The 19,564-nt window shown below is 71.5% G+C and carries 21 protein-coding genes; 10 read left to right on the plus strand and 11 right to left on the minus strand.

The genetic code is table 11. The features are described from left to right. Nucleotides 1–17 precede the first annotated feature (17 nt). The 3 genes from AB0B85_RS03655 to AB0B85_RS03665 all read left to right on the plus strand — a co-directional run bounded on the left by AB0B85_RS03655 (nt 18) and on the right by AB0B85_RS03665 (nt 2,215). Nucleotides 18–221 carry a cold-shock protein gene (locus tag AB0B85_RS03655; protein ID WP_007464836.1) on the plus strand — a complete coding sequence of 68 codons (204 nt, stop codon included), beginning with the start codon at nt 18–20 and terminating at the stop codon, nt 219–221. 223 nt (nt 222–444) lie between these two features. After that, nucleotides 445–1,758 (plus strand): DEAD/DEAH box helicase, encoded by a 1,314-nt coding sequence (locus AB0B85_RS03660; RefSeq protein WP_357403172.1) that lies wholly within the window; start codon nt 445–447, stop codon nt 1,756–1,758. A 256-nt stretch (nt 1,759–2,014) separates the two neighbouring features. Beyond that, on the plus strand, nt 2,015–2,215 hold the full coding sequence (locus AB0B85_RS03665; RefSeq protein WP_357403174.1) for a hypothetical protein: 201 nt from the start codon (nt 2,015–2,017) through the stop codon (nt 2,213–2,215). Between the two features lie 60 nt (nt 2,216–2,275). On the opposite strand, the gene AB0B85_RS03670 is transcribed toward AB0B85_RS03665, so the two are convergent. Genes AB0B85_RS03670 through AB0B85_RS03685 form a run of 4 tightly spaced genes read right to left on the minus strand, consistent with a single transcriptional unit; the run spans nt 2,276 to nt 5,428 of the window. Further along, nucleotides 2,276–2,707, minus strand: coding sequence for an Rrf2 family transcriptional regulator (locus AB0B85_RS03670; RefSeq protein ID WP_357403176.1), 432 nt, complete (start codon nt 2,705–2,707; stop codon nt 2,276–2,278). Between the two features lie 3 nt (nt 2,708–2,710). After that, the gene (locus AB0B85_RS03675) at nt 2,711–3,595 is read right to left on the minus strand and encodes an ABC transporter permease (protein ID WP_357403178.1); all 885 of its coding nucleotides are present in this window, start codon (nt 3,593–3,595) and stop codon (nt 2,711–2,713) included. Then, on the minus strand, nt 3,585–4,364 hold the full coding sequence (locus AB0B85_RS03680) for an ABC transporter ATP-binding protein (protein WP_357403180.1): 780 nt from the start codon (nt 4,362–4,364) through the stop codon (nt 3,585–3,587). Before AB0B85_RS03680 ends, AB0B85_RS03675 begins: the two co-directional genes overlap by 11 nt. Continuing rightward, entirely contained in the window at nt 4,361–5,428 is a 1,068-nt protein-coding gene (locus tag AB0B85_RS03685) for an ABC transporter substrate-binding protein (protein ID WP_357403182.1), read from the minus strand. Before AB0B85_RS03685 ends, AB0B85_RS03680 begins: the two co-directional genes overlap by 4 nt. 263 nt (nt 5,429–5,691) lie before the next feature. On the opposite strand from AB0B85_RS03685, the gene AB0B85_RS03690 reads away from it, so the two are divergent. From AB0B85_RS03690 to nudC, 3 genes are read left to right on the plus strand one after another with little or no spacing between them, the layout of a single operon-like run. Beyond that, nucleotides 5,692–7,002 (plus strand): pitrilysin family protein, encoded by a 1,311-nt coding sequence (locus tag AB0B85_RS03690; RefSeq protein ID WP_357403184.1) that lies wholly within the window; start codon nt 5,692–5,694, stop codon nt 7,000–7,002. Further along, nucleotides 6,999–8,342 (plus strand): pitrilysin family protein, encoded by a 1,344-nt coding sequence (locus AB0B85_RS03695; protein WP_357403186.1) that lies wholly within the window; start codon nt 6,999–7,001, stop codon nt 8,340–8,342. Before AB0B85_RS03690 ends, AB0B85_RS03695 begins: the two co-directional genes overlap by 4 nt. A 46-nt stretch (nt 8,343–8,388) precedes the next feature. Next, nucleotides 8,389–9,348 (plus strand): NAD(+) diphosphatase, encoded by a 960-nt coding sequence (gene nudC / locus AB0B85_RS03700; protein WP_357403188.1) that lies wholly within the window; start codon nt 8,389–8,391, stop codon nt 9,346–9,348. Nucleotides 9,349–9,474: 126 nt separating this feature from the next. On the opposite strand, the gene AB0B85_RS03705 is transcribed toward nudC, so the two are convergent. From AB0B85_RS03705 to AB0B85_RS03715, 3 genes are all read right to left on the minus strand, one after another. Next, nucleotides 9,475–9,750 (minus strand): hypothetical protein, encoded by a 276-nt coding sequence (locus AB0B85_RS03705; RefSeq protein ID WP_357403190.1) that lies wholly within the window; start codon nt 9,748–9,750, stop codon nt 9,475–9,477. A 210-nt stretch (nt 9,751–9,960) separates the two neighbouring features. Then, nucleotides 9,961–10,200: a DUF397 domain-containing protein gene (locus tag AB0B85_RS03710; RefSeq protein ID WP_357403192.1), complete on the minus strand. Its 240-nt coding sequence runs from the start codon at nt 10,198–10,200 to the stop codon at nt 9,961–9,963. A 74-nt stretch (nt 10,201–10,274) separates the two neighbouring features. Further along, on the minus strand, nt 10,275–11,255 hold the full coding sequence (locus AB0B85_RS03715; RefSeq protein ID WP_357403194.1) for a helix-turn-helix transcriptional regulator: 981 nt from the start codon (nt 11,253–11,255) through the stop codon (nt 10,275–10,277). A gap of 215 nt (nt 11,256–11,470) precedes the next feature. On the opposite strand from AB0B85_RS03715, the gene AB0B85_RS03720 reads away from it, so the two are divergent. Continuing rightward, nucleotides 11,471–12,775, plus strand: coding sequence for an MFS transporter (locus AB0B85_RS03720; RefSeq protein WP_357403196.1), 1,305 nt, complete (start codon nt 11,471–11,473; stop codon nt 12,773–12,775). Between the two features lie 69 nt (nt 12,776–12,844). Here the strand turns inward: AB0B85_RS03720 and AB0B85_RS03725 are convergent, their stop codons facing one another. Beyond that, nucleotides 12,845–13,087, minus strand: coding sequence for a mycoredoxin (locus tag AB0B85_RS03725; RefSeq protein WP_357403198.1), 243 nt, complete (start codon nt 13,085–13,087; stop codon nt 12,845–12,847). 92 nt (nt 13,088–13,179) lie between these two features. Here AB0B85_RS03725 and AB0B85_RS03730 point away from each other — a divergent pair, with 92 nt between their 5' ends. The 3 genes from AB0B85_RS03730 to AB0B85_RS03740 all read left to right on the plus strand — a co-directional run bounded on the left by AB0B85_RS03730 (nt 13,180) and on the right by AB0B85_RS03740 (nt 16,214). Next, a complete protein-coding gene (locus tag AB0B85_RS03730; protein ID WP_357403200.1) occupies nt 13,180–15,345 on the plus strand; it encodes an ATP-dependent DNA helicase UvrD2 in 2,166 nt (721 codons plus the stop codon). Between the two features lie 123 nt (nt 15,346–15,468). Further along, on the plus strand, nt 15,469–15,717 hold the full coding sequence (locus AB0B85_RS03735; protein ID WP_357403202.1) for a hypothetical protein: 249 nt from the start codon (nt 15,469–15,471) through the stop codon (nt 15,715–15,717). A 131-nt stretch (nt 15,718–15,848) separates the two neighbouring features. After that, the gene (locus AB0B85_RS03740; protein ID WP_357403204.1) at nt 15,849–16,214 is read left to right on the plus strand and encodes a WhiB family transcriptional regulator; all 366 of its coding nucleotides are present in this window, start codon (nt 15,849–15,851) and stop codon (nt 16,212–16,214) included. A 294-nt stretch (nt 16,215–16,508) separates the two neighbouring features. On the opposite strand, the gene AB0B85_RS03745 is transcribed toward AB0B85_RS03740, so the two are convergent. The 3 genes from AB0B85_RS03745 to AB0B85_RS03755 all read right to left on the minus strand — a co-directional run bounded on the left by AB0B85_RS03745 (nt 16,509) and on the right by AB0B85_RS03755 (nt 19,390). Continuing rightward, nucleotides 16,509–17,855, minus strand: coding sequence for an AarF/ABC1/UbiB kinase family protein (locus tag AB0B85_RS03745; RefSeq protein ID WP_357403206.1), 1,347 nt, complete (start codon nt 17,853–17,855; stop codon nt 16,509–16,511). Then, on the minus strand, nt 17,852–18,964 hold the full coding sequence (locus AB0B85_RS03750) for a hypothetical protein (protein WP_357403208.1): 1,113 nt from the start codon (nt 18,962–18,964) through the stop codon (nt 17,852–17,854). Before AB0B85_RS03750 ends, AB0B85_RS03745 begins: the two co-directional genes overlap by 4 nt. A 255-nt stretch (nt 18,965–19,219) precedes the next feature. Continuing rightward, nucleotides 19,220–19,390 carry a DUF5679 domain-containing protein gene (locus AB0B85_RS03755; RefSeq protein WP_167457767.1) on the minus strand — a complete coding sequence of 57 codons (171 nt, stop codon included), beginning with the start codon at nt 19,388–19,390 and terminating at the stop codon, nt 19,220–19,222. Nucleotides 19,391–19,564: the final 174 nt, after the last annotated feature.

Raw genomic sequence — 19,564 nt, forward strand, 5'->3', positions numbered from 1 at the left:
TCAAGGAGACGAAACACATGGCTATTGGCACCGTGAAGTGGTTCAACGCTGACAAGGGCTTCGGCTTCATCACCCCCGACGGCGGCGGCGCTGACGTCTTCGCCCACTTCTCGGCGATCCAGTCCTCCGGCTACCGGAGCCTGGACGAGAACCAGCGGGTCGAGTTCGAGGTGACCCAGGGCCAGAAGGGCCCGCAGGCGGAGAACATCCGCCCGCTCTGATCTTCGGATCGGTCAGCATTACCTGTCGCGCCCTCCGGGTGTGACGGTGACGGGACCGGCCCGCCTCGCCATCTCCTGCACCCGCAGGCGGTGGCCCGGCGGCGGGCCGGCCCGTACTCCAATCGGTTCGTGCTTGTGAGTCCTGGCTGCCGTGCGCAGCCGGTTGACAGCGCCGACTTCGGCGCCCTCCCTCGACACGTGCCGCGTCGAGGAAGGCTTCCGCATGACCACAGTTATTCCTTCTTTCGCTCATACCGGTCTGGCTCCGGCGCTGCTCACCGCGCTTACCGCGCAGGGCATCACGGAGCCGTTCCCGATCCAGTCGGCGACGCTGCCCGACTCGCTCGCCGGCCGGGACGTGCTGGGCCGGGGTCGTACCGGCTCCGGTAAGACCCTCGCCTTCGGGCTCCCGCTGCTGTCCCGCACCGCCGGCCGCAAGGCCCGGCCGGGCCGCCCACTGGCCCTGGTGCTCGTGCCGACCCGTGAGCTGGCCCAGCAGGTCACCACGGCGTTGGCCCCGTACGCCCGCGCCGTCGGGCTGCGCTGCGCCACCGTCGTCGGCGGGCTGTCGTTGCAGCGGCAGGCGGACGCCCTGCGTGCCGGTGCCGAGGTGGTCGTCGCCACCCCCGGCCGGCTGCACGACCTGATCAACCGCGGCGACGCCCGGCTGGACCAGGTCGAGATCACCGTGCTGGACGAGGCCGACCAGATGGCCGACATGGGCTTCCTGCCGCAGGTCACCAAGCTGCTTGAGCAGGTCGCCCCGCAGGGGCAGCGGATGCTCTTCTCGGCCACCCTGGACGGTGGCGTGGACCGGCTGGTCCGCCGCTTCCTGAGCAACCCGGTCACCCACTCGGTCGACCCGGGCACCGCCACGGTGACCGCGATGACCCACCACGTGCTGCACGTCGACGCTCTGGACAAGCCCGACACGCTGACCCGGATCGCCGCCCGCGAGGGCCGCACCATCCTGTTCATGGGCACCAAGCACCGCGCCGACCGGCTGGCCCGCCAGTTGCTCGCCAAGGGCGTACGCGCGGCCGCGCTGCACGGCGGCAAGTCCCAGCCGCAGCGCACCCGCATCCTTGAGCAGTTCCGCAACGGCCAGGTGACCGCTCTGGTGGCCACCGACGTGGCGGCCCGGGGCATCCACGTGGACGGCCTGGACATGGTGGTCAACGTGGACCCGCCGGCCGAGGCGAAGGACTACCTGCACCGGGGCGGCCGCACGGCGCGGGCCGGCGAGTCCGGTTCCGTGGTCACCCTGGTCCTGCCCGAGCAGCGCCGGGACGTGTCGCGGCTGATGGCGGTGGCCGGCATCCGACCCGAGTCGGTGCAGGTGCGCCCGGGTGACGCTGCGTTGGCCCGGGTGACCGGTGCCCGCGAGCCGTCCGGCGTGCCGGTGACCATCGTCGCCCCGCCGGCGCCCGCCGTCCGGGGACGCGGTGCCGGTGGCACGGCTACCGACGGTGCCGCCCGTCCGGCGCACCGCGCGTCTGGTCGGTCGCGTCGCCCGCGCCGCCCGCGTACCGTCTGATCTGCTGCGCTTCCATCGACCCGCACCGCTTCGGCGGTGCGGGTCGATTGTTTCTCCAGGTGCTCCGGGCGGTCGGCTGTCCGTGTGGCCCGCCCGGCGCACCGACCGGTCGGTCCGCCCCGCCGCACGGCCCGCCCCGCCCGGTCGGTAATCAGCCTCGGGTGGGTCGGCTGGCCGACTGCGCGCCCGCCGACCGTGGTCGAAGCTAGCCGACGGGGGGACGTCGGGCGGGGGGCTCGACGCGGGAGGGGTGACCATGGCGGGCGAGGTCGGCTCGGGTGCGGTGCGCGAACTGATCCTGGTGGTCGCGCTCGCGCTCGCCGGTCTGTTGCTCGCCATGGTTGCGGCCTTCGTGCCCTGGCACGCCACCCCGACGGGTAACGCTCCCGCCGGGCTGGTGGAGCTGCGCGGCCCCGACGACCCGGGACCTGGCCCGGCGGTCGCACACGTGGGCTGAGCAGTCGCCGGTGTGGTTGGGTCGGCGGGGCGCCGATCCGACCACACCGCCTCCGCCGCTTCAGGTGGTGGGGGCGCGGTCGGTCGGGTGGTGGGTGAGCAGGTTGGCCAGTGTGGTGCTGTCGACCACGGTGGCGATCGCCCCGTGCACCGCCAGCCAGACGTCGGTAAGCCCGGCGGCCACTCCGTGGTAGCCGGCACGCTCGGCCGGTAGGCCACGCACAGTGGTGAGTGAACCGCCGACCGCGCGCAACACGTCGCCGACGGTGATCTCGTCGGCGGGGCGGGTCAGGGCGTACCCGCCGTCCGCGCCGCGATGACTGTCCAGCAGGCCGGCCCGGCGCAGGTCGAGCAGGATGCCCTGGAGGAAGCTGAGCGGGATGTCCTGCACCTCGGCCAGGCTGGCCGCCTTCACCAACTCGCCGCCGCCACCAGCGGCGGCGACGGCGAGCATCGCCCGGAGCGCGTAGTCACTGCGCGCGGAGACGTACACCGCTCAGTTGCCCGCCTGGTCGAGCACGCCCCAGCGGCGCCGGATCGCCTTGTCCGCAGCGCCGAAGGCGGCGTCCACGCCGAGACCGAGCACCAGAATGACGATCATGGTGGAGAGCAGCCAGGGTGCGTCGGACAGCTCCCGCGAGTAGGTAAGTTGGGCGCCGAGCGACGTCTGCGAGATACCGACCACGATCAGTTCACCGGCCATCAGGCTGCGCCAGGAGAACGCCCAGCCCTGCTTGAGGCCAGCGACGATCGCCGGCAGGGCGGCCGGTGCGATGACGTACCGGTAGAGGTTGAGCCCACGGGCGCCCAGGTTGCGGCCGGCGCGCAGCAGCAGCGGCGGCACGTAGTCCACACCGGAGATCACCCCGTTGGCGATGGACGGCGCGGCACCGAGCACGACCACGAAGAAGATCGCCTTCTCGCTCAGCTCGAACAGCAGGATGGCAAGCGGGAACCAGGCGATCGACGGCATTGTCTGCAACGCGGTGATCATCGAGCCGATGGCGGCCCGGAGCACCTTCGACCGGGCCACCGCCAGGCCCAGCAGCAGGCCGACTGCGACCGAGAAGACGTACCCGACGGCGGCCCGGCGCAACGTGGTGGCCAGACCTTCCCAGAGCTGTGGGCCCTGGACCTGGCTGGTCAGCTCACGGCCGACCTCCAGCGGCCCGGGCAACGAGTACGGCGGCTTCCACCCCGACCAGACCACCAGCTGCCAGACCGCGATGGCGATGGCCAGCGCCGCCAGCTTGGGCCAGGTGGCCGCCCAGAACCGGGCACCCCGGGAGACCTCCTTGTCCCGGCCGGCGATGTCCAGGGCGTCCAGGCCGGAGATCTGCGCGTCGGTACGCGCCGCGCTGGTCAGCGTGTCATTGGCCATGGCGGCCCACCTCCGTACGGAGCCGCTCGGTGACCTCGGCGGCGATGGCGGCGACCTCGGGGGAGTCGATCCGGCGGGGGCGCGGGATGTCCACACCGGTGGAGTAGATGATCCGGCCGGGGCGGCTGGAGAGCAGGATGATCCGGTCGGCCAGCCGGGCGGCCTCGCGGACGTTGTGCGTCACGAAGAGCACCGACAGGTTGCGCTCGGACCAGATCCGTTCCAGCTCGTCGTGCAGGATGTCGCGGGTCATCGCGTCCAGCGCGCCGAAGGGTTCGTCCATCAGCAGCACCGGGGTGTCCAGGGCGAGCGTGCGGGCCAGGGCGACCCGCTGCCGCATGCCCCCGGAGAGTTCGTGTGGGCGCTTGCGGCCGAAGTCGGCAAGGTGCACAGTGCGCAGCAACTCGGCCACCCGCTCGCGGCGTTCCGCCCGGGGGAGCCGGCGCAACTTGAGCGGCACCTCCACGTTGCCCTCGACGGTCAGCCAGGGAAACAGCGCCGGTTCCTGGAACATCAACCCCGGGTTGGCGTCGCCGGCCAGCCCGATCTGGCCGCCGCTGGGCCGGTCCAGTCCGGCGACCAGGTTGAGCAGGGTGCTCTTGCCGCAGCCGGAGGCGCCGACCAGGCAGACGAACTCGCCGGGTGCGACGTCGAGTGACACGCCGTCGAGGGCCAGCACGGCGCTCGGCCCGCGGCCGTACACCTTTGTCACGCCGGAGAGCGCGACGGCTGTCGTCGCGCTCTGCGGCGTCGTCGTTGTCGACGTCATGGCTGGACGACCTCGGGCTTGCCCTGCGCCTTGAGGGACTTGTTGAGGTACGTCAGGTCGTACAGGCCCTTGAGGTCGACCGGGTCGGTCAGCTTGACCTCGACAGCGTGGTCGAGACCGGCCTTGAGCGAGGTCGCGATCGGGTCGTTGGTGAACTCCAACGTCGGCCACGCCTGCTTGATGAGCTTCAGGTCCAGCGGCTTTCCGGTGATCTTGCCGATCGCGTCGGAGATGGCCTGCTGGGCCTCCTCGGGCCTGCTGTTGACGAACTCGTTGGCGGCCACCTGGCCGTCGACCAGCTTCTGCACCACGTCCGGGTGCGCCTTGAGGAACTTCGTGCTGACCAGCAGGTTGGTGATGACGAACTTCTTGTCCGGCCACAGGTCACGCTCGTCGACGAGCACCTTGCCGCCGGCGTTGATGAGCTGGGAGACGAATGGTTCAGGGACCCAAGCGCCGTCGATCGCGCCGCTTCGGAAGGTTTCCAGGGTCTGTGCGTTCTGCTGCGGGACGATCTTGACGTCGCCGCCACCCTCCTTGGTGGTGGTGAGGCCCTGCTGCTTGAGCCAGTACCGGATCGCCACGTCCTGGGTGTTGCCCAGCTGCGGGGTGGCGACCTTCTTGCCCTTCAGGTCCTGCACGCCGCTGATCGCGGGCTTGACCACCAGGGCCACGCCGCCGGAGGCCGCGCCGGAGACGACCCGGACGGCCTCCCCCTTGGACTTGGAGAAGGCGTTCACCGTCGGGTTCGGCCCGATGTAGGTGGCGTCCAGCGCGCCGGAGAAGACCGCCTCGATGGCCTCCGGGCCGGCGTTGAAGGTCTTCGGGTCGAGCTTGACGTCGGCGCCGAGCTTCTCGGCGAAGATGCCCTTCTCCACGCCGACTACCGCCGGCGCGTGGGTGATGTTGGGAAAGTAGCCGAGGCGCAGCGTCACCGGGCCGCCGGAGCCGCCACCCGAGCCGTCGCTGTCGTCGCCGCACCCGGCGGTGCTGCCCACAGTCGCCGCCCCGAGGGCGGCAAGGGTGGCCAGGGTGACCAACCGACGCAGGGGGAGCCGTCTCATCGTCCATCCAATCCGCAGTATTCCTACTTAGTTGGTAGGAAGAGTGGGTCAGGGCCTGGCCAGCGTCAAGACCCATCCACATGTCGGGATGGCGTGTCTCGCTTATGTCGGTATTTCCTATCAACTTGATAGGCCGGTCGACGGCCGCGAGGCGACCACGCGATGCCTGCCGAACTCGTTGCTGTCCCGCCGCACCGCCCCGGTTTCGGCGGCTCCGCTGAGGTCGCGGGTGGTGGGGGTGCCGACGCGCTAGGGTCGACTCCGTGCCTGCGCGGAGATCCAGAATTCCAGCGACGAAGTATCCGATCGAGCGGTTCACCCTCGACAACGGCCTGCGGGTGGTGCTCACCCCCGATCGCAGCGCCCCGGTAATCGGGGTTGCGGTGGTCTACGACGTCGGCATCCGCTCCGAGCCGGAAGGACGCTCTGGCTTCGCGCACCTCTTCGAACACCTGATGTTCCAGGGCTCGGAGAACCTGGAGAAGCTTGCCCACTTCCGGCACGTACAGGGGGCGGGTGGCACGTTCAACGGCTCCACCCACCTGGACTACACCGACTACTTCGAGACGCTGCCGAGCAACGCGCTCGAACGTGCGCTGTTCCTGGAGGCGGACCGGATGCGCGGCCCCCGGCTCACCGAGGAGAACCTGCGCAACCAGGTCGACGTGGTCAAGGAGGAGATCCGGGTCAACGTGCTCAACCGGCCGTACGGCGGTTTCCCCTGGTTGACCCTGCCGCCGGTCATGTTCGACACCTTCCCGAACGCGCACGACGGCTACGGTTCCTTCGACGACCTGGAGTCGGCGACCGTCGCCGATGCCGCTGACTTCTTCCGCCGCTACTACGCCAGCGGCAACGCGGTCCTCGCCGTCAGCGGTGACATCGACGTGGCCGAGGCGACCGAGTTGGTGAACCGCCACTTCGGCGACGTGCCGGCCCGGCCGGCACCGGTGCGGCCCGACTTCACCGAGCCCGACCTGACCGCCGAGCGGCGCACCTCGTACACCGATGCCCTGGCGCCGCTGCCGGCGGTCGCCGGTGCCTGGCGGGTGCCCGACCCGGTCAGCGATTTCGCCGGCTACCTGCCCTACGTCGTGCTGGCCGAGGTGCTCACCGACGGTGACGCGTCGCGGCTCGTCGAGCGGATGGTGCAACGGGACCACACTGTGACAAGCCTCGGCGGTTACCTCGGCTTCATGGGTGACCCCTTCGACGTCCGCGACCCCACCGCGCTGCTGTTGCAGGCGCACCTGCCACCCGGCGGCGACGTGGACAAGGTGCTGCGCACCATCGACGAGGAGTTGGACCGGCTGGCCACCGACGGGCTGACCGACGGTGAGCTGGCCCGCACCCAGGCCCGGATGGCGACCCACCTGCTGCGCGACACCGATGCGGTGCTCGGCCGGGCGCTGCGGATGGCAGTGCTGGAGCAGCAGCGCGGCGAACCGGGCCTGCTCAACGAGCTGCCCCGGCTGGTCGGCGAGGTCACCGAGGAGCAGGTCCGGGCCGCCGCGGCCACCCTGCGGCCGGAACGCCGTGCCGCGATCGAGGTCATCGCCGGAGGTGCCCGATGAGCACGACCACCGCTCCCGCCGGGCCGCGTACGCTGCCCCCGCTCGGCCCGACCCGCAAGCTCAAGGTGCCGAAGCAGGCCGAGCGCACACTGCGCAACGGGCTCACCGTGATCGCCGTACGCCGGCCCGCCGTGCCGCTTGTCGAGCTGCGGCTCTGGGTGCCGTTCGGCCGGGTCCACCTGGCCCGCGGCGCGATGCTCTCGCAGACCATGCTGTCCGGCACCGAGTCGATGACAAGTGTGCAGCTCGCCGCCGAGTTGCAGAAGGTCGGCGGCGGGCTCTCCGCGGGCGTCGACCCGGACCGGCTGATGCTCTCCGGCGCTGGCCTGGTCACCGGCCTGGACCGGATGCTGGAGCTGCTGGCCGAGGTGCTGACCAGCGCCAGTTACCCGAGCGACGAGGTGGCCACCGAGCGGGACCGGCTCGTCGACCGGATCCAGGTGGCGCAGAGCCAGCCGGCCCACCTGGCCCGGGAGGCGCTGCTGAAGCGGATCTACGGCCGGCACCCGTACGCGACGCAGACCCCGGAGCCTGGCCAGATCCGCGCCGTTCGACCGGCGGCGCTGCGCACCCTGCACGCGGCGCGGGTGCACCCGGCCGGCGCGCAGCTGGTGCTGGTCGGCGACGTGCAGCCGGAGAAGGCACTGGACGCGGCCGAGCGGGCGCTCGGCGGCTGGGCCGGTGCCGGGCGCGTCGCGGAGCTGCCGGCGACGCCGCCGCTGGAGCCGGGGCCGCTGCTGCTTGTCGACAGGCCCGGATCGGTGCAGTCGTCGCTGCGGATCGCGCTCCCGGCGGTGTCCCGCACCGACCCGGACCATGCTCCACTGCAACTCGCCAATCTGATCTTCGGCGGCTACTTCTCCTCTCGTTGGGTGGAGAACATCCGCGAGGACAAGGGCTACACGTACGGCCCGCACTCGGGGATCGAACACTCCGTGGCCGGGTCGGTGCTTGTCGCCTCCGCCGAGGTGGCCACCGAGGTCACCGGTCCGGCGTTGCTGGAGACGACGTACGAGCTGGGTCGGCTGGCGTCGTTGCCGCCGAAGCCGGAGGAGTTGGAGCAGGCCCGCCAGTACGCCCTGGGCACCCTCCAGCTCGGCATGTCCACCCAGGCCGGGCTGGCCGCGTTGACGAGCGCGTACGCGGGCAACGGGCTGCGGCTGGACTTCCTCGCCGAGTACGCCGCGAGGTTGGCGAAGGCGAGCACCGACGACGTCGCGCGGGTGGCGGCCCGGTATCTGGCACCGGCTCGGGCGGCGATCGTGGTGCTCGGCGACGCCGAACGGGTCACGCCAGGGCTGGCCGCGCTCACCGAGATCCGTACCGAGCCGCTGTCATGAGCGAGCGCAGCGGGCGGGCCGTCCGGCGCAGCCGCGAGGCGCGGGCGTGAGCGGGGAGGCCGCGCCGCCGTTGGCCCGGTCCACCCTGGATCGCTCGGCCCACCTGCGGGGCGACTCGCAGTGGTTGACCGAGGCGTGGCTGCGGGCCCGGGTGTTGGTGCTCGACTCGTCCGACGAGGGCCGGACGCTGGCCCGCGCCGACGCGTCACCGCCGGCGCTGGTGCTGCTCACCGCTGCCGATGTGCCGGCCGGGTCGGCGTCGACGGCGATGTTCCTCGGTGTCGAGCCGGACGGGGTGCCGGTCTTCGCTGTCGACGCACCGCTGCCGGACCTGCCGGGGACCCGGGCGGTCAACCTGCGCGAGGTGGGTCATCTGCTCGCCGACCGGGAGGCCGGCATCTTCACCACCGCGTTGGCCCTTGTCAACTGGCACACCCGGCACGGCTACTCGTCGGGCACCGGGGCGCCGACCGCCATGGACGAGGCCGGCTGGTCCCGGGTGGACCGCAACGGTGGGCGGATCTGGCCGCGTACCGACCCGGCGATGATCGTGCTGGTGCACGACGGTGTGGACGGTCCGGACGGGCGCTGTCTGCTCGGCAACAACGCCAGCTGGGCGGGCACCCCGGACGGCCGGCGCTACTCGTGCCTGGCGGGCTATGTCGAGCCCGGGGAGTCGGCGGAGGCCGCCGTGCTGCGCGAGGTCCGCGAGGAGGTGGGCATCGGGATCGAGCGCATCAGGTACGTGAGCAGCCAGGCCTGGCCGTTCCCCGGCTCGCTGATGTTGGGTTTCCTGGCCACCGCGGACCCGACCGATCCGGTGCGGGTCGACCCGTCCGAGATCGCGGACGCCCGGTGGTTCGCGCGCCACGAGATCGGGGCGGCGCTGGCCGGGCGGACTGTCGATGTGGGTGGCGGCGCTCGGCTGATCCTGCCCCCACCGTCGTCGATCGCGTTGTTTCTCATCCACCGCTGGCTCGACGGTTGGGTGGACGCCGACCGGTGAGCACGGTCCCGGCCCGTGGCCGCCGTTGCCGCGACGGTCACAGGCCGGGAACACGGGCCGTCGTGGTCGGCGGGTGCGCGAACGCGGCGGGGGAGCCGGTCCGACCACGACGGACGTCTGGTGTGGTCAGGTGCTTGTGCGATTGGTTCTGCTCCGGAAGGCCGGCCGGGGCTCGTTCAGCGGCAGGACCTTGACCCGTTGTCGGCCGGCCCGGACCGCGCCGACCGCGGCCAGGGCGCGGGCCAGCAGCAGTGCGGCGTCCCGGTCCTCGGCGTGCACGATCTGCCGTCGCGGCTCGGGCGCGGTCGTCTCGTCGCGTAGTCGGTGGCCGTCCGCCCAGGCGGCGGCGATGTCCCCGTCGGCGACGGCGCGGATGTCGGTGCGAACGATCAGGAACCGCATGAGGGTCTCCGGATGAACCGCGACGGATGAGCCAGTGTGGAAGTTCCACGTTTCGACGGTCATGTTACGCCGCGTGAACATCGCAGCAACGCAAACGCGCCTATCGGTTCTGAGCCTCGTCCGATCATCCGATGCCTGCTCAGCGGGCTTGCGCCCGGGACGAGACGGGGCCGCCGGCAGGATGCCGACGGCCCCGTTCCGCTCACCGGGTCAGTTCAGATCGAACTGGCCGCCCTTCGCTCCGGCGATGAAGCCGAGCCAGCCGGCCCGATTGAACAGCAGCACCGGGCCGCCTCGGTCCTTGCTGTCGCGCAGCGCGACAGCGGACGGGCCGGCGGCCAAGGGGGCGACCTCGACGCAGTTGGAGGTCTGGCTGCGTGTGCTGGTACGCCACGGGGCGTCCGCCAACGAGTGGGCGGAGTCGGACGGCGTGTTGCGGATGTCGTTCATGGTTCTGCTCCTGGTGTGAACCGATCCGATGGGACGAGTGGCGTCGCACGTCCGGACGGATGGGCCCCCGTGGATCACCGTTCCGTCAGTCGCCCCGCATCCCGGCGGCGTTGGGTCGGCGCCGTTGCCGGCCCGAACGCCACTGTGGATGGGGGCACCGCCTCGGTCAGCCGTCCCGTCGACTCGATCAGCCAGGAGAGGGTTTCCGACTCGGTAAGTGCCGCCGTGCATAGCCACTCGAACACCACTTTATAGCTATTTAGTGGGATTACCTCGGTCGACATGACGTCGGTGAACCCCCCTTCGATGGCCAATGTCTCCGGGTCGAGCGGATCGGCGAACCGGTAGACGGAGAACGCGGTCGGCGGAAGGTACCAATTACCGACCGGGGTGTCCCGCAACAGCACGTGCAGCGTCACGTTGGGCAGCAGGGCCAGCTCGCACAGCTGCACCAACTGCTCGTGCAGCACCTCGGGCGGTCCGGCCCGATTGCCGAGGGCCGCCTCCTCCAGGACCGCCGTGTAGCGCGGCGCGTGCGGCTCCCGGGTCAGCAGCGACTGGCGGGCCATCCGGGCCTGCACCTCGGTGTCGAGATCGTCGCCGGGTTCGGGTTCACCGGCACCCGCGCCCACCTCGCGGGCCGAGAGCAGCCGGACCTTGGCGTACCCGGGGGTCTGCAACAGGCCCGGTACCAGCACCGGGTTGTACTCGGAGATCTCCGCGCAGCCCGCCTCCAGCTCGGCCCAACTACGCTGCTGTTGCGTCATCACTGGGAAGTTCTTCAACCAGCCCCGCATGTCGCCGGCGTCGCCGGCGATCCCGAGCAGCTCCGTGTGCAGTGCCTCGTCGGCCCCGTAGAGGGCCAGCAGAACGCCGACGTCCTGCGGGTCGGGTCGGCTGCGGCCGTTCTCCAGGCGGGACAGTTTGGACGCAGACGCCCAACCGATCCTCTCGATTACCTGATCGCCCGTGAGGCCCGCGGCCTCGCGCAGGCGGCGCAGTTCTAAGCCCAACCGTCGGCGACGCATGATCGGGCTGGGTGCGGCAGGAGGCACAGTGTCCTCTTTCCCGTCGACCGCCGCAGACGCGACGGTAACTGTATGAAATTCGCCCCCCACGGCCAGTATGGACGGCGCGACCGGCGTCGGAGCTTCCGACGGGGGCGTGTCTTACAAAAATGGACCACAGGACTGCCCGATGACGACGGACCTGCGGTCGCAGCCCCGTCGACCACGCCCACCCGGGCGCGCCATCCCCGCCGGAGGGACACATGCGCACCGTCCTGCGCCGACCCGACTTCCGCCTGCTCTTCGGCGGTCTGCTGGCCAGCATGACCGCCGAGTCGATTCTGCTGCTCGCACTCGCCATCTGGGTCAAGGATCTGACCGGTTCCAACGGGCTCGCCGGCGGCACCATCTTCGCCGTCGTCGCGCCGATGACGCTGGCACCGGTAATCGGCTGGTTCGTCGACCGCTATCCCCGCCGGCCGTTCTTCGTCGCCGCCAACGTGGTCACCGCGGCACTGCTCACCCCCCTGTTCACCGTCGCGGACGCGGGTGACGTCTGGGTCGTCTACCTGGTGGCGGCCCTGTACGGGCTGTCGTCGATCACGCTCGGGGCGGCGCTCAGCGGGCTCATCCGGGAGTTGGTGCCTGTCGAGTTGCTCGCGGAGGCGAACGGCGTGCTGCAAACCGTACGCCAGGGGATGCGGCTGGTGGGCCCACTGGCCGGCGCGGCGCTCTACGCGGCGCTCGGCGGGTGGGCGCTGGCCGCGATCGGCATGGTCGGATTTCTGACCGCGGCGGCGGTGGTGACCGCGCTGCCCACGCCGCAACAGCCGCCCTCGACCACCCGACTGGGCTGGCCGGCCGAGTTGGGTGCCGGCCTGCGGCACCTGGCCGGTGAGCCGGCCCTGCGTCGGGCCCTGCTCGGCTACGGGCTCGGCTCACTGGTGATGGGCTTCAGCGAGTCGCTCATCTTCGCCTACGTCGACCAGGGGCTCGACCGTGACGCCGCGTTCGTCGGTGTGCTGGTCACCGTGCAGGGCGTCGGCGGGCTGCTCGGCGGGCTCTGCTCACCGGCCCTGGTCCGCCGGCTCGGAGAACTCGGCACACTGGCCGCCGGGGTCGCCTTCTTCTCCCCAGCCGCGCTCGTGCTCGCGTACCCGGACCTCCGGCTCGCCTTCGCCGCGGTGCTGCTGGCCGGCGTCTCGCTCCCGCTGACGATGGTCGGGCTGCACACGCTGATCCAGCGCCGGACCCCGCCGACGCTCGTCGGCCGGGTCGCCGCGGCCACCCAGGCGGTGGTCAGCGGGCCGCAGGCGCTCTCCATCGGGACGGGCGCGTTGCTTGTCGGTTTCCTGGACTACCGGATGCTGTTCGCGCTGGTCGGGATGGCCACCCTGGCGGCCGGCGGTTACCTCTGGCGGGGGCGGCACCTGAGCGCCCCGCCCGGCGCCCGCCCGCCCACGCCGCCGACCCGGCCGACCGGCCCGAGGATCCCGGCCCCCCGACGCCCGGTCGAGGACGCCGAGCGGCAGGTGTCGACCGGCACCCACCGACGACCGCCCGGGTGACGGCTGCCGAAACACGACGAGCGGCCGCCCCGGGTGGGGCGACCGCTCGTGCGCAGGGGCACCGGCCGATCAGGCGCTGAGGGTCTCCAGGTGTTGCTTGACCTGGGTGATCGAGGGGTTCGTCAGGGCGCTGCCGTCGGCGAAGCGCAGCGTCGGCACCGTCTGGTTGCCGCCGTTGACGCTCATCACGAAGTCCGCGGCGTTCGGGTCCTGCTCGATGTCGACCACCTCGTACCCGATGCCCTCCCGGTCGAGCTGCGACTTCAGGCGGTGGCAGTAGCCGCACCAGGGGGTGGAATACATCGTCAGCATCCTCGGATCCTCCAACTCCTCCGGCCGCGGCTTGCGGATCAAGCCGAGGCTGTTCGCTGCAACGCTGGGAGGAGCTGAGATGATTCCTGGTTGTGGCGGTTCACTCAGCGTCGGAACAGGTGCTCGCCGGGCTGGACCCGGAGCAGCGCTCCGCGGTGACCGCACCCGCCGGCCCGGTCTGCATCCTGGCCGGCGCCGGCACCGGCAAGACCCGGGCGATCACCTCGCGGATCGCCCATCGGGTGCTCTCCGGTGAGATCTCCCCCCGGCATGTGCTCGCCGTCACCTTCACCGCCCGCGCCGCCGCCGAGATGCGACACCGTCTCACTCTGCTCGGGTCGCAGGGTGTGCAGGCGCGCACGTTCCATGCCGCCGCTTTGCGCCAGGTGCGGTACTTCGCACCCCGGCTGCTGGCCGGACGGGCCATGCCCGAACTGCTGGACAGCAAGGTGCGGCTGGTCACCCTCGCCGCCGCCCGGGTCGGCCTGCGCACCGACCGGGCCGCCGCCCGCGACCTGGCCGGTGAGATCGAGTGGGCCAAGTCGTCGCTCGTCGAGCCGGGGGACTACGTGGTGTCCGCGGCGCGGGCGCTGCGCGACACACCGCACGAGCCGGCGAAGGTCGCCGACGTGTTCACCGCGTACGAGCAGCTCAAGCGCTCGAACGGCGTGATCGACTTCGAGGACATGCTGCGGGCCGCGGTGTGGGGCATCGAGGAGCACCCGGACGTCGGCGAGCAGGTCCGCGGCCAGTACCGGCACTTCGTGGTCGACGAGTACCAGGACGTCAACCCGCTCCAGCAGCGGTTGCTCGACGCCTGGCTGGGTGGCCGCAACGACCTCACAGTGGTCGGCGACGCCAGCCAGACGATCTACTCGTTCACCGGGGCGACCTCGGCGTACCTTGTCGACTTCCCCCGCCGCCACCGGGGTGCCACGGTGGTCCGGCTGGTCCGCGACTACCGGTCCACCCCGCAGGTGGTCGGGCTGGCCAACGCGGTGATCGCCCAGGCCCGGGGCACCGAGGCGCGGCTGCGCCTGGAGTTGAGCGGGCAACGCCCACCGGGACCGGAACCCGACCTGCGGATCTTCACCGACGAGCCGGCCGAGGCGAACGCGGTGGCCGCGCGCTGCCGGTCACTCATCGACACGGGTACGCCGGCGAAGGAGATCGCCGTGCTGTTCCGGGTCAACGCGCAGTCCGAGGCGTACGAGAAGGCGCTCACCGAGGCCGGCGTGCCGTACGTCGTGCAGGGCGCGGAGCGGTTCTTCGAGCGGACCGAGGTGCGCCAGGCGATGGTCGCGCTGCGCGCCGCCACCCGGTCGATCCCCGGGGAGACACCGCTGCCGGCCGCCGTCGTCGAGGCGCTCACCGCGGTCGGTTGGGCTCCGGACGCGCCCCCGGCCGGCGGCGCCGCCCGGGAGCGCTGGGAGGCGCTGTCCGCGCTGGTCCAGCTCGCCGAGGAGTACGCGGCCACCCCCGAGGTGGTGCCGATCGGCGAGGCCGCGTCGGTGGAACGCCCCGTCACCCTCGCCGACTTCACCGAGGAACTGGCCCGCCGGGCCGCCCAGCAGCACGTACCGACAGTGGACGGGGTGACCCTCGCCTCGCTGCACTCCGCCAAGGGGTTGGAGTGGGACGCGGTCTTCCTGGTCGGTCTCGCCGAGGGCACCCTGCCGACCACGTACGCCAAGACCGTCGAGCAGGTCGAGGAGGAACGCCGACTGCTCTACGTCGGCATCACCCGGGCGAGGCAGTGGCTCTGGTTGTCGTACGCCGCCGCGCGCTCGCCGGGCGGGCGAGCCCGGCGACCGTCGCGGTTCCTGCCCCAACTGGACCGCTCCGGCGGCACCGAACGGGCAACCGGCACCGGTCCGGCGGCCAAACGCCCCGAGCGACGGCGTACCCAGATCGTCTCCTGCCGGATCTGCGGCGCGACCCTGCTCGCCGGCCCGGACCGCAAGCTCGGTCGGTGCCCCACCTGCCCGTCCGACATCGACGATGAGCTGCACGAACGGCTGCGTGAGTGGCGGCAGCGGGTGGCCGGGGCGCAGAAGGTCCCGGCGTACGTGGTCTTCACCGACGCGACGCTTGTCGCGTTGGCCGAGCGGCGGCCCGGCCGGCCCGAGGAGTTGATCGCCATCGCCGGTATCGGCCCCCGCAAGCTGGGCCTCTACGGGGAGTCGGTGCTGGCACTCGTGGACGGCGCGGGGGTGGACGACGTCTGCCCTGAGAAAACTTTCGAAATCCAGTCGTAAATTCGTTTGCCCTCGCCCCAGCGCGAGGAATAGCCTCAGGACACACCACGCGAGCGGCGCCATTCCGGCTGCTCACGAGGGTTGGTCCAGTCGATTCTGAGGAACGTGAGGGAGGTGGCACCCGTGAAGATCTTCACCTATGAGCGTCTGGCGGCGATGCCGTCTGTCGACGCTCCGATGTCGGCTGTCCGGGTGGCCCTTACGGCCGCACGACCGTCGGTTCCGCAGGTGCACCAGGTTCAGGCCGAGCTGACCCTGACCGTCGCACCAGTCGGAGTCGAGGGGACCAGTGGATCCATGGGCAATGGCATCCAGGTCGCCAAGAAGCGCACGGATGTCCGCGGCGTTCCACCTCGAGGTAAACCGGTCTGATCCATCAGACACCGGCTCACCTCGAGGCCGCGGAACCCGCTTACCGGGATCCGCGGCCTCAGTTTTTTGCCCGTCGTCAGTACGTCGGAATGCGATCCATGAGATCGAAGTGAGAGAGAGGTGACCGGGAGATGAGTCTGGCGTTGGCCCCCATCGACGTGAGCGTCGAGCTGGAGGCGAACCTGCCCTGCCGGAAGTTCGACCCCGACCTGTGGTTCTCCGACTCGCCCGCCGAGCTCGAGCTGGCCAAGTCGCTCTGCGGGGACTGCCCGCTGCGCGTCGAGTGCCTGGCCGGGGCGGTGGAGCGGGCGGAGCCGTGGGGCGTCTGGGGCGGCGAGATCTTCGAGCGTGGCGCGGTCGTTCCGCGTAAGCGGCCCCGTGGCCGTCCGCGCAAGGAGGACGTCGCCCGCGACGCCGAGCTTCGGGTCGAGGCCGAGGCGCGCCTGGCGGCCAGTGGGCTGTCCGAGGCGCGTGGCGCGGTCCGGCTGGCAGCCTGACATGTTCCCGACCCGTACCAACTACGCCGGTGGCACACCGGCAGTGAGCGAGAAGACGATGTTCAACCTTCCGACTGGAGCCTTCGAGATGCAACTACTCCACGAAGCGTTGTCCCGGGCTCGAATGCGTCGGCCTCAGGCCGGTCGTACCACCACGAGCACTGAGGCAACCCGTTCCGCCCGTACCGTCGCTATGAACAGCCGCCACCAGGCGGCTCGTGACCTGGGCGTCCTCTAATACCACCCCGATCTGGAAGGGCGGGTGCCGACCGGCACCCGCCCTTTCGTACGTATTCAGGCGACCGGCGCGAAACCGGGCAGCCAGCGTTCCAGGATGCTGCGGTACGGGGCCTTCGCCTCCAGTTGGCAGAGCACCCCGATCGACCCGAGCGTCACCCGGTGGATCAGCAGGTACGACGGCGGCAGATTGAGCTGCCGACTCAGCTGGTAGGTGGGGGAGCGAGGGCTGGCCAGCCGCCCCGCCTCGCCCCGCAGCCAGGCCCGGGTGAACCGGAACCCGTCTGCCGCGATGGGCTCCAGCATCGGACGGATGAAGTCGAGCACCCCCTCGGCGTCGATCTCATCGGTGGACCCGATGAAGCCCTCGGACCGCAGCCCGGCCACCACCTCGTCGGCATCGCCGCGCAGGGCCATCGCGGCGATGCGACCGATCGGCTCCGGAGTGCCCTCCGGCATCCGGGCCACCGCACCGAAGTCGATCACACCGAGTCGGCCGTCGGGCAGCAGCCGGAAGTTTCCCGGATGCGGGTCGGCGTGCAGCAGCCCGGCGCGCTGCGGGGCGGAGAGGTGCAGCGTGGCCATCAACCGGCCCGCCTCGTCCCGCTCCTCCTCGGTGCCCTCGCGGATGATGTCGGCAAGCGGAGTGCCGTTCACCCACTCGGTGACGAGCACCCGGGGCGCCGCATTTATCACCTTCGGAATGTAGATCTCCGGGTCGTCGGCGTACGCCTCCGCGAAGGCGCGCTGCGACTCGGCCTCCAACTCGTAGTCCAGCTCCTCGGTGATCCGCTCCCGCAACTCGACGAGGAGGGGCTTGACGTCCAGGCCGGGCTGGATGGCCCGGAACATCCCGCCCAGGCGGGAGAGCTGCTTCAGGTCGGTGAGCAGCGCCTCTCCGGCGCCGGGGTACTGGATTTTGACAGCCACGTCCCGGCCGTTCGGCGCACCCGACTCGTCCAACCCCGGCTCACGCCACCGGGCCCGGTGCACCTGGCCGATGCTTGCCGCAGCCGCCGGGACGTCGTCGAACTCGACGAACCGGTCCCGCCAGTCCGGGCCGAGCTGCTCGGCCAGCACCTTGTGCACGCTGGCGACCGGCAGCGGGGGCGCCGCCTCCTGGAGCTTGGTGAGCGCCTGGCGGTAGGGCGCGGCGATCTCCTCCGGCAACGCGGCCTCGAAGACCGACAACGCCTGGCCGAACTTCATCGCCCCGCCCTTGAGCTGGCCCAACACGCTGAACAACTGCTCGGCGGTGCGCTGTTGGATCTCCGCGGAGATCACGTCGGAGGCGAGCCCGGTGACGCGCTTTCCCATGCCGAGGACGGTCCGACCGGCGAAGCCGAGCGGCAGGGCGGCGAGCTTGGCGGTGCGGGACACGGCGCGGCGCGGGATGTCGGTCACCCGGTCATTGTTACCGACCGGAGGGCCCCGCTGCTGCTCTGCGGCCGGGCTGGTGCGGTGACTCGCCCCCGCGAGCACTCACAGGCCGGGTGCGGCGGCCAGCCTCGACGGCGGAAACGGCCCGCGCCGGTGATCTCCACAGCCGCGCCGAGCGTCTCCGGCTGTCCGCCGTCGAGCTGGGTCAGCGCCTCGGCCAGCGCGTACCCGATGGCTGCGAGCAGCGTCCCGGTCGCCCCGGCGGCCACCGGGTCGGCGGCGACGAGTTGGGCGGCGAGCCGCGGCCAGTCCGGGTCGCGGTCGGCCCGGTGCAGCTCGACGCAGTGCAGGCAGGGGCCGGCGGGTGGGCAGACCAACGGCCCGATGACCGGTACGCCCTCGCGCAGGATGACCAGCAGGTGTGGCTGCCGGCGCTGAGCGAAAGCGGCGGCGAGCAACGCGGGCGGCCGGTCCGCCCCGAGTTGGATCACCAGGTCCACCCGGCCGGCCCGCACCGGCTGGGTGTTGGTACCCGGTGCGCCACTGTCGACCGCGGCCCGCACCGCCGGCGCCAGCGGATGGCCCAGCTCGCTGGCGGGGATGCCGGTGCCGACCAGGTCGACGGGGCGTACCGGGCCGGTGAGCAGGGGGACCACCTGCCCGACGCCGGCCTGCGCCAACCCGACAGTCAGCGGCCCGCCGAGCGCGCCGCTCCCGGTGAGCACGACCCGGCCGGCCCGCCGGCGACGCAGGACCTGGGCAGGGGTGCCGGGCAGCCGGGCGGCGGCCAGGGCCAGCGCGCCGGCTTCCGCGGTGAGCCGGACGCGGGCGGGGCCGGCCAGGTCTCGGGGGAGCAGACTGTGCGCGGGCACCAGCAGGCCGGCCGCACGCAGGGCGTCGAGCAGGCTACGCGCATCGTCACCGGTGACCTGGTCGGCGGCGGCCCGAGCCAGCACCGCGCGCTCGCTGTGCCTGCCGTCGAGCAGGTCGAGCAGGTGGGCGGCCCGCGGGTTGGCCAGCTCCAGCAGCACCGCCGGCCCGGGGCTGACGCCGAGCTGGAGGGTGTGCCGGTCTCGCCAGAGCCGGTTGAGGCCGGGCAGCAACGTGGGGCGGGGTACGACGGTGCGGCTCATGGTCACCAATCGTGACCGTGTCCTCGCGTTCGGTCGATCGTTATCCACAGGCGCTCGGGCCGCTGTCCAGCGTTGTCCACAGGGTTTGCTGACTTATCCACAGCCCGCCGACGAGGCTGTCGGTCACCCGACAGGGCGTCGCCGACCGGTCGTCCTTCGCCTTCCGCCCTCGGCCTTCGACCCCTCGGTCCCTCGCTGGAGATGGCGCGGGGGCGGGGTGGCCGCTGGCCGCCCCGCCCCCGTCACTCGTACAGGTCAGACCTTGGCCTTACCCAGGATGCGGTTCACTGTTGTTCCGCATACCGGACACTTGCCCTTGGCCATGTTCATCCCGGTCTTCGAGACCTCAACGTGCCCCTCGAAGTCCCGCTTCTCCTTGCACTTCACGCAGTAACCGTTGTAGGTCGTCTGGGCCTGGTCGGCCACGGTGCCCTCCTCGTCTCGTCCGCCGGTCGATGCCGTCCCGGCGGGGGTGCCCGGCGGCGGGCCACGCGGGGCGCCGGCGCTGGGTCTCACTCCACGGTCACCTTCGTAACCGCTGGTCCGCGGACCCTACCCAGGTCTGGGCGGTTCCATGTCAGCTGTGCATCGACACTGTGA

The sequence above is a fragment of the Micromonospora sp. NPDC049044 genome, assembly GCF_040649215.1.
Lineage (GTDB): Bacteria > Actinomycetota > Actinomycetes > Mycobacteriales > Micromonosporaceae > Micromonospora.